Origin of the sequence: Candidatus Mycobacterium methanotrophicum (assembly GCF_023515995.1) — a bacterium.
In the GTDB taxonomy this organism is placed as follows: Bacteria; Actinomycetota; Actinomycetes; order Mycobacteriales; family Mycobacteriaceae; genus Mycobacterium; species Mycobacterium methanotrophicum.
This window is the reverse complement of sequence record NZ_CP097320.1, coordinates 579,439-594,619: the sequence shown is the minus strand read 5'-3', so window position 1 is coordinate 594,619 and position 15,181 is coordinate 579,439. Positions and strand designations below refer to the sequence as shown.

Genomic DNA, 15,181 nt, shown 5'->3' with positions numbered 1-15,181 from the left:
GCCGGTGACAGCGCTGGGGCGGCTTAGACGGCGGGCGCGGCCTTGCCGTAGTCGAATCCGTCGTCAATCGGTCGGATGTCGGCGGGCCGCGCCGGCACAGTGGAGCCGACCAGCGCCATGACCGCCTCGTAGCGCCTGGTGACGTCGTCGCGGTCGGTGGGTTCGGTTACTGTAGCCAGGCTCAGTCGCTGGATTGCCTCGGCTTCGCGAAGCAGGACCGTCCGGCGTTTGCGGTCGGGGGTTTGTTCGATGACCTTGGCCAGCGCGTCAAGCTGGCGAATCATGATGGCCGGCATGCCGATTGCGGCCTGACGGATGGTGTCGAAGCTGCGCTCCACAAGCCGGTTGAAATCGGCGACGAACGCGATGACACGGATGTTGCCCGCGGCGTCGCGGCGGATCCGTTGCGGGTGCCACGATGTGGAGAGCCGGCACAGGCAGTCGGCAATCCAGTCGACACAGGTCATCCCCGTGAACGTGTCGTTGACCGCGGGCGAGAGCGCCCGCAGCGCGATCTCGACCAGCTGATCGAAGCCGAACGAGATATCCTGCGCCAGCGTGCGATACGCGCCCGTCACGTGGCCCAGCGCAAGGCGATCGGCGACAGCCGGGGCAGCCTCTGGCGGCCACACCCAGGCCACCACCTGACCGGCGACCAGGAAATGCCCGGGACGGGAGGGCAACTGGACCACCGCGTCGGCCTTGCTGGCAATCTTGACCAGCACGTCGTGGCGGATCACCTGGAGATAGCCGCTGCGCGGCGCGCGGATCGGGGCGCCCGACTCGGCCAACCTGGCCAGCAACTGTTCATGCGAGGGGCCACGCGCCGCGCCGACCCCGTAGGAATCGCCGCGATCGAGCGCGGCGATCTCCTCGGCCAGCGTCCCGGCGATGCGGGCGATCACCACCGGAAGCTGAATCATCGCGGCGACGTGGTTGAAGAAGAAGATCAGCGCCGCCACGTCAACCAAGGTCAGGATGAACGTCACCGTGATCGACAGGTGCGGAACGAAATCGCCATGCGGGCCGCCGCCCACCGAGACCAGCGCGATCGTCGCGTAAGAAAACGACGCGACGAACGTGCCCAACGAAATTTGAGTTCCCAGGTCACGTACGAAGTTTCGCACCATCCGCGGCCCGAACTGCGTCGAGGCCAGTGTCAGGGCCACGATGGTGATCGAGAAGACGATGCCGACCACGGTGATGATCGCCGCGGCAATGGTGGCCAGCACGGCCCGGGCCGAATCGGCGCTGCCGTTCAGCACCCACGACGGCAGCGCGATGATTCCGTTATAGGCCGAGCGGTCGATCGCGTAAGTGAGGGCGAACAACAGGACTACCGCAACCGTTTCCTGCACCGGGACGAGCCACAGGTTGGTGCGCAGCGCCTCGCGCCGCCAATCGGCCTCGAGGTAGGCCCGACCGCGCATCTAATGGATGCCTTCGGCCAGTGGCCCCAGCGCTAGCGCCGGTAGGAAGGTGAGCGCGCAGAGAATGACCGCCACCGCAGCGACCAGACCGACGAACTGCGGCCGGTGGGTGGGCAGCGTGCCGACCGATGCCGGCGTATGTCCTTGGCGGGCAAGCGAACCAGCCAATGCGAGGACCAGGATCATCGGCAGGTATCTGCCCAGCAGCATCGACAGCCCCAGTGCGGTGTTGTAGAACAAAGTATTCGCCGACAGCCCTGCGAACGCCGACCCGTTGGTATTACCCGCCGAAGTGAACGCGTAGAGCACTTCCGACAGGCCGTGCGGCCCGGTGTTGGCCATGCTGGCCCGCGGGCTGGGGAACGCCATCGCGATTCCGGTGCCGAGCAACACCGCCAGCTCGGTGGCCAGGATAAAGGTCGTCGACAATGTCATCTCGCGGGCTCTGATCTTCTTGCCGAGGTATTCCGGCGTACGTCCGACCATCAGCCCGGCGATGAACACCGAGATCACCGCCAGCACCAGCAGCGCGTACAGACCCGAGCCGATCCCGCCCGGCGCTATCTCGCCGAGTTGCTGGTTGAACATCGTGAGCAGCCCGCCCAGGCTGGTGTAGGAGTCGTGCATCGAGTCGACGGCGCCGTCGGAGGTAAGCGTGCCGGCACCAGCGAAGACCGCCGAGTCGAAGACCCCGAAACGCTGCTCGACACCTTCCATGGCGGCACCGGTCGCCGTGGGCACGGTGCCGTGATGACCCACTTGGAACAGCAGGACGAGAGCCTCGCTCGCCGCGACGAGAACACCCATGACCGCGGCGATCGCGTAACCCTGTTTTTTGCTGTCGACCATGCGCCCGAAGGTGCGGGGCATCGAAAAAGGGATCACGAACATCAGGAAGATTTGGAAGCCGTTCGTCCATCCGCTCGGGTTCTCGAACGGATGCGCTGATTGGGCGTTGTAGAACCCGCCGCCGTCGCCGGTGATCAACTTGACGGGTTCCTGGCTGGCGACCGGTCCGCCGGTGATCGTCTGATGGACGCCGTTCAACGTGGTGACGACCTGGTCGTTGAGGTGGAAATTCTGAATCACCCCGCCGGCCAGAAGCACGACCGCGCCGACGAACGCGATCGGCAGCAGAATACGCACCGTGCCACGGACCATATCGACCCAAAAGTTGCCCAGCTCTTGGGTTTTGTCACGGGCGAATCCGCGAACCAGGGCCACCGCCACCGCCATGCCCACCGCACCGGACAGGAAGCTCTGCACCGCCAGGCCGGCCATCTGCACCAGATGGCCCTCCGTCGACTCACCGGCATAGGACTGCCAGCTGGTGTTGGTCACAAAGCTGACCGCGGTATCCCAGGCCAACGACGGCGTCATCTTGGTCGCCGGATCATGCAGGTGCAGCGGCAACTTGTCCTGGAACAGCTCGAAGAAGAACAAGACCAAAACACCGACCGCCGAGAACGCCAGAACGCTGCGTGCATAGGCGGGCCAAGATTGTTCAGCTTTTGCGTCGACGCCGATGACGCGATATATGGCCTTCTCGACTTTCAAGTCTCGCGGCGACGTGTAGACACGGTACATGTAGTCGCCCAGCGGCGCATGCGTCGCCGCCAACGCTGCCACGAGCAAAACGAGGAATGCGATCCCCGCGACTGCGCTACTCAATTACGGCCTCCCCGGAAAAAGCGGCACAGCGACCGGGTAAGGCGCCAAGACCGCCGCGAGCGCCAACCCGGTCAGCAGCACCGATAGTCACCGTCCTGTCCGATTACGAGCATCAAGCGACTCGGCTCTCACCGGTATTGAAAAGACTCTCACCGGTCTTGAACAGAATTTAAGCGCGGACGGATGACGGTGCTCGTTTGTTGACGGTTTCTTTACGAGCGCCGGGGGCGCCGGGCCGATGCGGAGGCCGGGTGGTTCGTGAGCAACCACCAGATCCGGAACCGCTACACCTCTCGGTGAGCGCCGACGGGCCGTACCAGGTCGCGGTCACCACCACTGCGACCGAGAATCCGCCGAGACTCGGCAAGGCGCTGCGGAACGAATCTCTGCATTCGGCGCGCCGCGGCGACTACCGCGTCATCTACGCCGTCGACGACGCCAGCCGCCGCCTCGAAATCATTCACATTGATCGACGCAGCGACATCAGTCGATGAATGCGTCCGTGGCCGCGTCCTCAGCCTTCTGCCGAAACCCATTCGTAGGGAAGGAATTTACCGTCGAATGTGACAACCACACGGTCACCCGACGGGTGTGGCATCTTTCGCAGGTCGACGCTGAAGTTGATCGCGCTCATAATCCCGTCACCGAACTGCTCAAGGATGAGCTCTTTGATCGCCCCGCCGTATACCGCCAGCGCCTCATAGAAGCGGTAGATGGTCGGGTCGGTGGGCACCGCGGTGGGCAGCCCGCCGCGCATGGGCGGCGCGGCCAGCACCGCCACCGCCGACTCATCCAGACCCAACTTCTCGACGAGCAGATGGGCGAGTTCGGCGGGAATCGGGTGCTGGCCAAGCAGCGCGGAGGTGGTCCACACCACCGGCCGGCCGATCGCGTCGGCCAACTCTTGCCAAGTCAAGCCCCTGGCCAAGCGGGCGACGACGATCTGCTCGGTGAGCTGGTTTCGGGTCATGGGTACCAGCATGCACCGGTTACTCAGTCGTGCTCGACGATGACCAGGAGCTTGAACGTCCGGGCGCCGTCGCCGGCCTTGGTGGTAAGAACGAGCGGGTAGTACCCGTCGGTCACCGACGCCGCGACGGTGATGCCGACACTCGCGCGAGCAGATCCGTCCGTGCCGAAGTGTCCGGACACGCCTTTCGGCTTGATTCCTTTGTTGGCGGACGTGCCGGTGATCGTGTAGCCGCCCGGGCCGTCGATCATCCGTTGCGCGTCAACCGTCACATTGAGCGCGCCTCCGGGCGCGACGTGGACGACGGCCGGCGACACATTAACGGTCACCGCCGAGCTTCCTGCACCGAACGATGGCGGCGCGGAATCCTCCCGAGTGCCCCAGGCCTTGTCTGGCCGAGGAGAAAGCGAGAAGGCCAAATCGCCGCCGGTGCGGATGATCGACTCTGGAAGATACGTGTTGTCGGTGGGCCGGCCGTCGATATGAAGGCTTGTGATGTAGCGCATCCGGTTGGGTCCGGATGCCCCCGGCGCGGAGATCTTGATGAATTTGCCTGCGGGCAGCGCGATCACGACGCGATCGAAAAGCGGCGTGTTCACCGTCAGGATCGACGTTCCCGGTGTGCTCGGGTATAGGCCGAGGGCGGTCCACACGTACCAGCTGGACATCGCGCCCAAGTCGTCGTTGCCCGGCTCGCCATCGGGTGTGGGAGCAAACAGAGTACTGCGCACCCGGTCGGCCAATTGCTGGGTCTTCCACGGTTGACCGATGTAGTCATATAGCCACGGCACGCCGAAACCTGGCTCGTTGCCGGCCCACAGGTAGGGCTCTTCCGGGCCGACGTTGAGCCGCTCGGTGAAGCGGTCGAGCCGTTCTCCCACCGCTTTTCGGCCGCCGAGTGCCGTCACCAGGCCAGCGATGTTCTGCGGCACATACCAGAGGTATTGCTCGGCGTTGCCCTCGTCGAATCCGAGCTGGCTGAAGCAGCCCTCGGCAGGCTCCACAACCCCGGGGGCTTGCGGAAAAAAGCCCATGGCATCACGCGGCGAGATGTAGTGGGTCGCGGGGTTAAACAGGTTCTGCCAGTACTGGGCCCGGTTCTGGAATCCGGTGGCGGTCGCGGAATCGCCCAGCGCATCGGCGAATCGGGAGATGGTGAAATCGTCGACCGACCACTCCAACGTGATTGATGCACCGGGGATCGCGCCAGCGCTGCAGGAGTCCGCGTTCAGCGGAAGGTAGCCGCGCTGAAGGTAGGTTGCGATCCCGGGCCGCTCCACGTAACCGTTGCGACCGACGCCGCCTTTGGTCGCGGCGTCGACCATAAAATCAAGCGCCGTCTGGACGTCGAAATCCTTGGTGCCAAAAGCGTAGAAGTTCACGATCAACGGAACGACGCTGTCGCCGGTCATCTCCGCCGTTGCGGCATTGGCTAGCGCCCACCGTGGAAATGACCCGCTCTGCTCGGCGTCGTTCACCAGCGACTGGGCCATATCGCTGGCCTGTTCTGGAAACAGCAGTCCGTGCAGTGAGGCAAGACCGCGGTAGGTGTCCCAGTCGGAGAAGTTGGTGTAGTGAGTGTGCCCAGCGGGCAGCGTGTGCACGTCGCCGTCGAATCCGAGATAGCGGCCGTCGACGTCGTTAAAGGTGTTGGGGCTCAATAGGGAATGGTACAGCGCGGTGTAGAAGGTCTCGGTGTCGCGGTCGTCGGCGCTGGCGATTGCAATGCGAGACAGCTTGGCATTCCACTCTTTCGCCGCGGCGGCGCGGACGTCGTCGAAACTCCCGTTGCCCTCGGCAGCAAGGTTGGCTCGCGCTCCGTCGAGACTGACGTAGGAAAGCGCAGTCCGCACCTCGACCCGTGAGCCCGCGGGGAAGCCCACGTATCCCCCGCTGGAGCCGGCGTAACTCGAATACGCGCTGCGGGAGTCGGCGAAGACCGAGTAGCCGTCCCAGGTGCCGTAGGACGTGAACCGCTGGCTGAACGTCATCGCGAAGTACACCGTGTAGACATTGTCCTTGCCGCAGAAGCCACCGCTGGTTGCCGATCCGGTGATCGTCGTGTTGTCATCGCCGATTCGGATGTTCGCGGCCGCGGTGCCCGCAAGCGACGCACCGGAATTCACGTAGAACAGCGCGCGGTGGCCGTTGTCGGGGTAGGTGAACCGGCCCACCCCGGTGTGGGTGGTGGCGGTGAGTTCCGCGGTCACTTTCGTTGCGGGGAACCGGACGGTGTAGTAGCCGGGTACACCGACCTCGGTGTCGTCGTGGGCGATCTCCTCGGTTGCGTTCCAGGGCTCGGAGCCGACCGGGTCGGTGGTCGGCAGCACCGGAATGTCACCGAATGCTGCACACCCCACCGAGGCGTGCGTCAGGCTGAATCCGGTGGCCTGCCGGTTGCCGTGGTCGTAGCCCGCGTAGTTGCCAGCGGTGTCCGGCGAGTACTGCACCATGCCGAACGGCACAGCGGCGCCGGGGAAGTTGTTGATCTCTCCAACCCGCTGCCCACCCGTCCCGGTGCCGATCAGCGTGTCGACGTGATCAACCGGGTTTGCGACGAAGGCCGGCGGGTCGTAGGAGGTGGGCACGGCGCTGGCCAGCATCACGCCGACCAGCATTATCGCCGCTAGCAGGGCGGCGAGGCGGCGTCGCGACCTCATCGCTTCAGCTTGACTTAACCGACGCGCGGATCAAGCTCGCCACACCGGATTTCTCAACCATTAGCGACTTCGTCGAACCGATGTCAGATGCGATATCGCTTCCGCATAGCAGTCCGTACCCCGGCCGGCTGATACCGCTGATGCACGTGATGCTGCGGCGCCCCTCTGGGCCTCAGGATTACTCGGTGAATGCCGCGGGTACGCAGCGTTATGGCAACGTCGAGTCTGCGCGCTGCGGTGTTGTTAATCGTCACCGCCGCGCTGTCGGCGTGGGTCTATCACAAGTCGTCGAGCCATCAACCGGAGTCACTGGCCGGCGCTGCACCGGCGCCACCGAGCGCATCTGATCCCCAGATGCGGGTGCGGTTGCGCGTATGGCTCACCGAATCCGAGCCGATGATTGACGCTGTGGCCATCGCGCGCAACAACATCACTGCCGCCGCGAGCCAGCGGGAGATCGCCGCCACGGGCGCAGCCTGCCGAAACGCCGCCGGCGCGGTTGCGGATCTGCACCGGCGGATGCCAAGCCCCGATCCGATGCTGAATAGTCAGTTGCTGGAGGCAATTAGCGACTACGAGGTCGGGCTTCCCTATTGCATCTTGGGTAACGGTATGCAGCTGGCAGCGACGTACATCATTCACGCAGACGCCGCGATGCACGCGGCATTCGACATGCTCGGGCACGTGCCCGGCTGCGAGCCCAGGAAGTCAGGCGTGCTGATCGTGTAGGCGATCAGCCACTGGTGCGAACAATCAGCACGTCGATTTTGGCCCGGTTGGCGACAGCTCCGGGGATCGAGAACAGCCGCCCGACGATCGCGGATCGCGCGTCTAGTCCCACGTTGCCGACCACGAGCAGATCCGCTCCGACCTCCTCGGCGAGGTCGACCAGCGCTTGCACCGGAGCAGCTTTGACCGGCCGGTCTTCGATGTTCTTCGCGCCGGCCGCCTTTGCTCGGTCACGGGCCTCGTGCAACATCGAGTAAATTGGCGCGTTGCCCTGCACCAGGTAGGCCTCCTCCCCGAGGATGTCGGCCGCGCGCTTGTCGTTCGCATGGGTGAAGTAGCCGGTCGCAATGATTAACTTCGCGTCGGAATCGGCAGCAATCTTGGCCGCTCAGTCGACCGCACGCAGTGAAGGCTCCGAGCCATCGGTGCCGACCACCACAGTCTGATAGGCAGCCATTTGCCCTCCGCAGCGTCGTTTGCAATGCCTATCGCAGACAGTAACCCGTCAATTCAGCACTGCCTGAAATTTCGCGAAATGCATCGCTGCTAAATCCTCGTCGAACGCTGTCGATATCGGCGATAGCCAGCGCGAGCCGTGGGTACGGTCGTTACAGCGGTCCCCTTCCTTGGGTGTTCGTGGTGGTTCATCCGGCGACCTACCGTTCGGTAGGCCTCAGGTGGGGATCGCCACCTCAAAATTCCACGAAGACCGGGACGACCTCGTTAAGGAGGTAGACATCCCATGAACTGGTTTGTCAAAGCGGCATTTTGTTGATCTGGGTTATTTTATTGTTGACCTGGGTCTTTGGGTTGGGGCCATGCGGTTGATTCGTTGTAGTTGGTGCGGATTTTGAGGCAGCCGTGCAGGATGCCGACGAGCCGGTTGGAGAGCTGGCGTGGTGCGGCGTTGTTGCTCAGCTCCCGGTCGCGTTGTTTGTTGCAGTCGGCGCGGGCGCCGGGTGAGGCGCGTAGCGCGGACTGGGCTTGGAGCATGAGCGCGTCGATGAGCCGGTGGTTGTGCACGAACCGGGTGTGCCACGACCTTCTTCTTGCCCGACGCACGGGTGATGGGGCTGGTGCCGGCATAGTTCTTGCGTGCCTTGGCATCGGTGTAACGCCCTGGGGCATCACCGAATTCGCCGAGCACCCGGGCGCCGGGCAACGGTCCCATGCCGGGCTGGGACATGATGATCTCAGCGTCCGGGTGCCGGCCAGAATGGGCCTCCGCCTGCCCTTGCAAGACCTCGATCTGCTCGTTGAGCGTACGAAGGACTGCCACGATGGAGCGGGTGGTAGCCGCGTACGCGCCGGCCATCGCCTCGCGGCGGCCGAGCTGCCGGCCGCGCAGAGCGTCCTGAATACGCGCGGTTTTGGTGTCGATGTCGCGGCGGCGGGCGCCTTTGAGCGCAGCCCGGATCTGGGGGCCAGTCAGCTTGGCCGCCGAGGCCGGGCCGGGCGCCTTGGTCAGCAACTGCAGCGTGTCAGCGGCGTCGAGGTCTTCGAAGGCCTCTAACGCGGCCGGGAAGTACTCGCGCAGCGCATGCCGCAGACGCAGCACATGGCGAGTGCGTTCCCAAATCAGCGTCTTATGCACGCGGGCAACCACTTTGATCGCCTGAACCTGAGAACTGTCGGCTGCGACGGACCGCAGCTGAATGCGCGTCGGTGCGCACCATGTCAGCCATGATCCTCCGCCCAATCGTCTTCCACGAATAACAAAACCAATCCTCCTGGTTCGACACCAATGGATGATTCGGTAACGTGCGGGCGAACTGCCGGCAACCTAATGAACCAGTGCTCACGCCACATGCGGCGGGCACGACATCCCATCAGCGATCCCTCCTCCCGAGCTAACCGGCGGGGGCAACGATCTACCTCTAGCTAGGACTCGAAGTCCAGGAGCTAACAGTGCTCACCCGCCGGCCGCTACCGCTAGCGAGTCTGCCCGATGGACCGTGCCCGCTGGTTCCCATTAGCTCCATATCCCTCCGGGGGACGCCTTGCGGGCGTGAAAATGCCTTCTTCGCCGCCGGTTGGCACGCTTTCATGTTGAACGCCAACGACTCTGTCGGCCCTACCTCGCGCGCCGCCGCTGATAGCGATCCTGCTGGTGATCGCCGTAGTCGGCTTGCTGTTCAGCGGGCAGTACTCGAAGGGGTTGTACAACTTCATGATCGAAATCAACCGGTGGGCAATCCGGGTGCGCCTACAGCACGCTGCTGCGCGACGAGCGCCACCGTTTCGCCTCGACCAGGGATCGCACGAATGATCTGACATAGCAATTCGGCTCGACGAGTCCTGCTAGCCGTGCCGGATACTGGGGTGAATGCTTGCCCACGAATCGACCACCGAGGCGCTTGCGCTGTCGGCGCTGTACGCGCTCACGCCGATCACCCGCCATGAATTAGCCGATGGCAGCGCGCATCTGGCTCCTTATGGCTCGCCGGTAAATAAAGCGTAGGTTAGTGTTTCGGCTGTCATGCTTGTGGCGTGAGCGTGTCAGAGGATGTCGGGACGGCGTTGGCGGCGAAATTCGATGCGCTGCTGCCGCATCTGGATGAGCGTCAGCGGCGGTTGGCGGTAGCGGCGGAGGCCAGGTCGTGAGGGCATGGCGGGATCCGGTTGGTCGCCCGGACGGCCGGGATGCGTGAGGCGACGGTGTCGCTGGGGGTGACCGAGTTGGAGTCCGGGCAGGCTCCGCTGGGCCGGGTCCGTCGCCCCGGTGGTGGCCGTAAACGATTGTCCGACAACGACCCCGGTTTGGTTCCGGCGTTGCTGGCATTGGTCGAGCCCGACGAGCGGGGTGATCCGATGTCGCCGCTGCGGTGGACAACACGGTCGGCTCGCAACCTCGCCGCGGAGTTGACGACTCGGGCCACAAGGTCGGTCCGGATGTGGTCGCGGACCTGCTGCGCGAGCAGGGTTTCAGCTTGCAAGGCAACGTCAAAACGTTGGAGGGCGCCCAGAGCCCCGACCGCGACGATCAGTTCAACTAGCTCAACGAGCAGGTCAAAACCCATCAGGCGGACAACCAGCCGGTAGTCAGCGTGGACACCAAGAAGAAGGACCTGGTTGGACAGTACAAAAACGGCGACCGGGACTGGCGACCGAAAGGTGAGCCGGTGCAGGTCGAGGGCCACGATTTCCCCGGCGTGCTGGACGCGAACCGGCTGCTAGTCACCGCGGACTCCGGGGGCTCCCACATCTCCATGATCTGGCGCGGTAAGCCGCTGATCAGCCACGAGGTCATCGTCAACACGATCGCCGCGACCACTACCGGTTCCGGGCTGCGCGTGCACGCCGAACTCGACACCAACACCTACCCGACCGGCGTCACCATCAGCGACACCCAACTCGCGGGCCTGCCGATCACCCGCCACGACTGGCACGGCGACTGGAACTACACCCTGCGCCCCGACCAACCCGACCCCGCCCCGGCCTCGACCGCGCAACCCGACATCGACCGCGCCTGGCTGACCCATCCCGCGGTAACCGGCCTACAACCGGCCGCGTTCGAGGAGTTGACGACCCGGATCACCGCACTACGCGACATACAACGCGAAGCCATCCTGCAACGGCGCCCAGGAGAGCAACGCAAAGCCGCTCCAAACCGCCGGCCCCGCCCGGGCTCAGTCACCGTCGCCGAGCGAATCGCGACAACCCTGATCAAGAATCGGTTCGAGCTGCCCACCAAGCACATCGCCGCACTGCTTGATATCGCCGCCTCCAGCGTCGTCAGGATCATCGCAGAAACCCAACCGCTGCTCACACAGCTCCACCACCGGACCCAACCGGCCGCCCCCACCACCACGGCCACGGAATTCAACGTCTACCTCGCCGCCAACGGTGTCGTCCCATAACCGCACATCAACACGCCGCTTTATTTATCGGCGAGGCCTCAGCTTGTCCGCAGAGTCACGCAGAACGCCCGAGATAGGCCGTGAACCTGGCAGTCGGAGTCGCGTCCTTGGCTACAGGTCGCGCCGGCCCGAACCCGCCAGTCCGACGCAGCAGGCCCCCGGCACCGACTCCGCCAACTCACGGGAGAACGCAAGCAGTCCTCGGGCAACTCGGCCAGCCGGCCCAGTGAGCGATAGGCGTCCCAGCTATGCAGAGCCACATCGGAAACGGGATAGGTCAGCGCCCGGTGTAGCAGAACCTCGCCCTGCGGCGACGGCCGCATCGCATCCATTTCGGCACTGGACAAACCATCTTGAAGCCGGCGAGCCAGCTCTCGAAGCTGCGCTGCCGCGTCATTGCTTTTCTAGTCCTCCGGCTCGGAAGGCTTCTGCCATATCTCGCCACCCTCAACGGACGTGACGATCTTCGCTGCGCTGCTGGTGGCGTGACCTACCGGATCGCGGATACTGCAACCCACGAGGTTCGACGGCAGATCCCAACTATCCGAGGGAATTTGCTCTACCGCCGCGATGAAGAAGTCCACCGCTTCGATGGCGCGCGCTCTGATGTCTTCGTTATTCACCGGGCCAGCGGTTTGTAGAAGACTACGCCATTGCCTTTGTTGTCGTAGACCACGGCGCGGCGCTCATGGGCGTCGTCGTACGGGCCTTTCACGATGCCGCCGCCACTGGCCTCGACGGCCTTGGCCGCGGCATCGACGTCGTCGGTCTTGATCCCGACGACGACCTGTCCGGGAATCGGATGGTCGACCGCGGTGGCCAGCGCGAGGGTAATCGGCCCGCCGTCGAGGGCAGCGAAGTGGGCGCCGTCGCGAAATTTGAGTGACATACCGAGGGTCTCGCTGTAAAACCGGATCGATTCATCCAGGTCGTCTGTCGACAAAATGATCATCTTGACTTCGTGCTCGCTCATTGCTGCCTCCTGTGGCTGAAACGCTTTCAGACTAGTACTGCCGGTCGACGGGCTGATCAATCTGGACGTAGGTCCGGCGCCGTCGTCAATCAACTCCAGCCAGGCACGCGGGTGCGTCCGTTCATCCGGGTCCGATGGGTGCCCGCGGCAGGTCAGGCATTACAGCGGCGGCCTGCGAGCAGCGGACCAACTCATCGCACACGCCGCCATTCATGAACGGCCCATGCACCAGAACGACGCTCGGGCCACTGCCCCTGGTCTCGATAGCGCAGAATGCCGTGAGAGAGATCGATTCGCGCCATCTCAGCGGAGCGCTTCAACGCGGCCGGCCAGCATCGCCGTCCACTCGGCGATGTAGTGCTCGTCGTGCAAATTCGTTTCCGGCAAACGAAATACGGTGTTCGTCGCCCGCTTGCCCAGCAGTGCGTCTACGCCGACGACTGCGATGGCCTTGGCATCCTGGTCGCTGGCCTTCGGGACCCAGCCCTTGATCCAGTCGGCGACTTCTGCGTAGAGGCCCTCGATGAGGGCGGCATAGGCGTTGTTGAGCCGCGGCGACTGGTCTGGCGGTGTGCGCGCGGCGATTTGAAGGAGCTGGGTTTCCTCGTCGAGCACCGTGAGGACGTAGCGGCCGAGCATGGTCAGTTCGATACGCAGGTCGCCGAGGCCGGCGAACAGCGTCCGTATGTCGTGCATGGCGCGGCGGCGGTCGAGCTGGCGGTCGATGCCTGCTTCGAGGAGTGCTTCTTTGGATTTGAAGTGGTGATAGAGCGCGCCCGACCCGGGCGCCAGGCCTGCGGCGGCTTCGATCTGGGTGATGCTGGTGGCCTGGTAGCCCTGTTCGCCGAAGAGGCGCATGGCCTCGGTGACCAGCCGATCCCGTGTTGGCGCTGACGGCATTGACGGCTCCCAAGTGATCTCTTAATATCAGGCAGAGGTCACTTTAGCTCACCAGTGGCCGCGCCGCTAGGAGAATCGTGATGCCGGCGTCGGCGTCGTTGATAATCTCTGCCGTCTGGGTGTCCACCTACCTTTGGTTCAATCTGGCGGCCATCGCGCTCGACCTTGTGGCGATTTATGCTCTCGTCGGGTGGACGCTGCGTCGACGGGCCGGAAGCGACCCACTGGGCACCTAACGCCTCCGCCGCTTAGCCGATAGTCAAGACTGGACTCATGGCAGATCTTGGCGAGGGTCGTGTTGCGGTCTACCTCGACTTCGACAACATCGTGATCTCCCGCTACGACCAGGTGAATGGCCGCGGATCGTTTCAGAAGGACAAGGCCAAGGGCTTGGACAAGCATCCAGACCGGCTGGCGCGGGGCACCGTCGACGTCGGCGCCATCATCGACTTCGCGTCGTCGTTCGGCACCTTGGTGCTCACCCGGGCGTACGCGGACTGGTCGGCCGAGGTCAATACGGGCTACCGCGAGCAGCTGGTGGGCCGGGCAGTTGACCTCGTGCAGCTGTTCCCCGCGGCGGCCTACGGCAAGAACGGCGCCGATATCCGGCTGGCCGTCGACACGGTGGAGGACATGTTCCGCCTGCCGGATCTGACCCATGTGGTGATCGCGGCCGGCGACTCCGACTACATCCCGCTGGCGCAACGCTGTAAACGGCTCGGCCGCTACGTGGTGGGCGTCGGGGTGGCCGGCTCGTCGAGCCGGGCGCTGGCGGCGGCGTGCGACGACTTCGTCGTCTACGACGCGCTGCCCGGCGTTCCGGTGCCCGAACCGGCACCCGCTGACGACGCACCAAAGAAGCGGGTCAGCCGGGCCAAGCCCACCGACGCCGACGAGCCGCCACCGCCCGACCCGCAGAAAGCGGCCACCGATCTGCTGACACGCGCGATGCGCATCGGGCTGGAGAAAGACGATGCAGACTGGCTGCACAACTCCGCAGTAAAGGCGCAGATGAAGCGGATGGACCCGTCGTTCAGCGAAAAGTCGCTGGGATTCAAGTCTTTCAGTGACTTCCTGCGATCTCGCTCTGACCTCGTGGAGCTGGACGAGACTTCGACGACGCGGATGGTTCGGCTACGCGGCACCGAGAGCTGAGTCCGCTGGACGGCACGCAGAGTGTCCGATCAGCGCGGGCTCCGGCAAACCTGGTGGCGCAGTGGGAAAAGCCTGGTTGTGGCACGATTCGGACCATCAGGCGATGCGCTGGGTAGCCTCGAGTTCAACGGCGAAAACCGAGGAGGTCTTGTGGCAGCGACTGTCCCGGCACCAAAGGGTCACAGCGTCGAACCACCGCCGGGCCGGCCCGAACCGGTGGCGAGAACAGCACCCTTGGAACTCACCGACCAGCAGCGGGGGTGGCTTGCCGACGCCTCGCGCAGGGACCTCAACGGCTGGTTGCACGTCACGGTCAAAGGATCACCGGCCGCGCGCGGCTTTCAGTACGGTTTCCTCGTCGCCGACGAGTACGCGGAGTCGATCCGGGTCTACCGGCAGATGACCTACCAGCACATCGGGATGAGCTACGACTTCTTTGTCGAGCGAGCCGCCGACCTGCACGCCGACAAGGTCCCCGACGAGCTGGGCGAGGAGATGGAGGGCGTGGCCGCGGGTCTGACGTCTGCTGGCGTGCCGGCCACGTTCGACGATGTGCTGGGTCTCAATGATTGGATGGAACTCATCGGCTACTGGTGGCCCAAAAACTCGGGCCGCTACACCGCGTTGTCACCGGTCGGCGACGAGGGCGACCATTGCAGTGCCTTCCTCGCGACCGGCGATGCGACTGCCGACGGGTCAATCATTCCGGGCCACACCAGCTTTACCGATTTCTGGCAGGGCCAGTTCGAAAACGTCATCCTGGATATCACCCCGGCAGACGGCAACCGGATGATCATGCAGGCCGCACCGGGCTGGATCGCCAGCATGAGCGA

At 64.3% G+C, this 15,181-nt stretch carries 13 protein-coding genes and 2 pseudogenes; 6 read left to right on the top strand and 9 right to left on the bottom strand.

Annotation, left to right across the window (positions count from 1 at the left end):
- Positions 1-23: 23 nt before the first annotated feature.
- Both M5I08_RS03225 and kdpA read right to left on the bottom strand, forming a co-directional pair.
- Positions 24-1,430: a DUF2254 domain-containing protein gene (locus M5I08_RS03225; protein WP_219067400.1), complete on the bottom strand. Its 1,407-nt coding sequence runs from the start codon at positions 1,428-1,430 to the stop codon at positions 24-26.
- Positions 1,431-3,101 (bottom strand): potassium-transporting ATPase subunit KdpA, encoded by a 1,671-nt coding sequence (gene kdpA, locus M5I08_RS03220; protein WP_219067399.1) that lies wholly within the window; start codon positions 3,099-3,101, stop codon positions 1,431-1,433.
- 296 nt (positions 3,102-3,397) lie between these two features.
- Between kdpA and M5I08_RS03215 the strand changes: the two genes are divergently transcribed.
- On the top strand, positions 3,398-3,595 hold the full coding sequence (locus tag M5I08_RS03215; protein ID WP_219067398.1) for a type II toxin-antitoxin system RelE family toxin: 198 nt from the start codon (positions 3,398-3,400) through the stop codon (positions 3,593-3,595).
- Positions 3,596-3,615: 20 nt separating this feature from the next.
- Here M5I08_RS03215 and cynS read toward each other — a convergent pair whose 3' ends face one another.
- Together cynS and M5I08_RS03205 are read right to left on the bottom strand one after the other, a co-directional pair.
- Positions 3,616-4,071: a cyanase gene (gene cynS / locus M5I08_RS03210; RefSeq protein WP_444546431.1), complete on the bottom strand. Its 456-nt coding sequence runs from the start codon at positions 4,069-4,071 to the stop codon at positions 3,616-3,618.
- A 23-nt stretch (positions 4,072-4,094) separates the two neighbouring features.
- Entirely contained in the window at positions 4,095-6,731 is a 2,637-nt protein-coding gene (locus M5I08_RS03205; RefSeq protein ID WP_219067396.1) for a GH92 family glycosyl hydrolase, read from the bottom strand.
- Between the two features lie 189 nt (positions 6,732-6,920).
- Between M5I08_RS03205 and M5I08_RS03200 the strand changes: the two genes are divergently transcribed.
- Complete coding sequence (locus tag M5I08_RS03200) at positions 6,921-7,460, top strand: hypothetical protein (protein ID WP_249763097.1); 540 nt, start codon at positions 6,921-6,923, stop codon at positions 7,458-7,460.
- 4 nt (positions 7,461-7,464) lie between these two features.
- Here the strand turns inward: M5I08_RS03200 and M5I08_RS03195 are convergent.
- A pseudogene (locus M5I08_RS03195) lies at positions 7,465-7,917 on the bottom strand (universal stress protein).
- Positions 7,918-8,241: 324 nt separating this feature from the next.
- Entirely contained in the window at positions 8,242-9,054 is an 813-nt protein-coding gene (locus M5I08_RS03190; RefSeq protein WP_370328565.1) for a transposase, read from the bottom strand.
- 516 nt (positions 9,055-9,570) lie between these two features.
- Between M5I08_RS03190 and M5I08_RS03185 the strand changes: the two genes are divergently transcribed.
- The 3 genes and pseudogenes from M5I08_RS03185 to M5I08_RS26505 all read left to right on the top strand — a co-directional run bounded on the left by M5I08_RS03185 (position 9,571) and on the right by M5I08_RS26505 (position 11,320).
- Positions 9,571-9,729 carry a hypothetical protein gene (locus tag M5I08_RS03185; protein WP_219067393.1) on the top strand — a complete coding sequence of 53 codons (159 nt, stop codon included), beginning with the start codon at positions 9,571-9,573 and terminating at the stop codon, positions 9,727-9,729.
- A 57-nt stretch (positions 9,730-9,786) separates the two neighbouring features.
- On the top strand, positions 9,787-9,921 hold the full coding sequence (locus M5I08_RS26105; RefSeq protein ID WP_255564692.1) for a hypothetical protein: 135 nt from the start codon (positions 9,787-9,789) through the stop codon (positions 9,919-9,921).
- Positions 9,922-9,950: 29 nt separating this feature from the next.
- Positions 9,951-11,320 (top strand): annotated as a pseudogene (locus tag M5I08_RS26505) (ISAzo13 family transposase).
- Between the two features lie 404 nt (positions 11,321-11,724).
- Here M5I08_RS26505 and M5I08_RS03170 read toward each other — a convergent pair.
- From M5I08_RS03170 to M5I08_RS03160, 3 genes are all read right to left on the bottom strand, one after another.
- The gene (locus M5I08_RS03170) at positions 11,725-11,943 is read right to left on the bottom strand and encodes a maleylpyruvate isomerase mycothiol-dependent enzyme family protein (protein WP_249763095.1); all 219 of its coding nucleotides are present in this window, start codon (positions 11,941-11,943) and stop codon (positions 11,725-11,727) included.
- Complete coding sequence (locus tag M5I08_RS03165) at positions 11,940-12,293, bottom strand: VOC family protein (protein WP_219067392.1); 354 nt, start codon at positions 12,291-12,293, stop codon at positions 11,940-11,942. The genes M5I08_RS03170 and M5I08_RS03165 overlap by 4 nt, the downstream gene beginning before the upstream one ends.
- A 303-nt stretch (positions 12,294-12,596) precedes the next feature.
- Complete coding sequence (locus tag M5I08_RS03160; RefSeq protein ID WP_219067391.1) at positions 12,597-13,193, bottom strand: TetR/AcrR family transcriptional regulator; 597 nt, start codon at positions 13,191-13,193, stop codon at positions 12,597-12,599.
- A 273-nt stretch (positions 13,194-13,466) separates the two neighbouring features.
- Between M5I08_RS03160 and M5I08_RS03155 the strand changes: the two genes are divergently transcribed.
- Positions 13,467-14,348, top strand: a complete 882-nt coding sequence (locus M5I08_RS03155; protein ID WP_219067389.1) for an NYN domain-containing protein — start codon at positions 13,467-13,469, stop codon at positions 14,346-14,348.
- Positions 14,349-15,181: the final 833 nt, after the last annotated feature.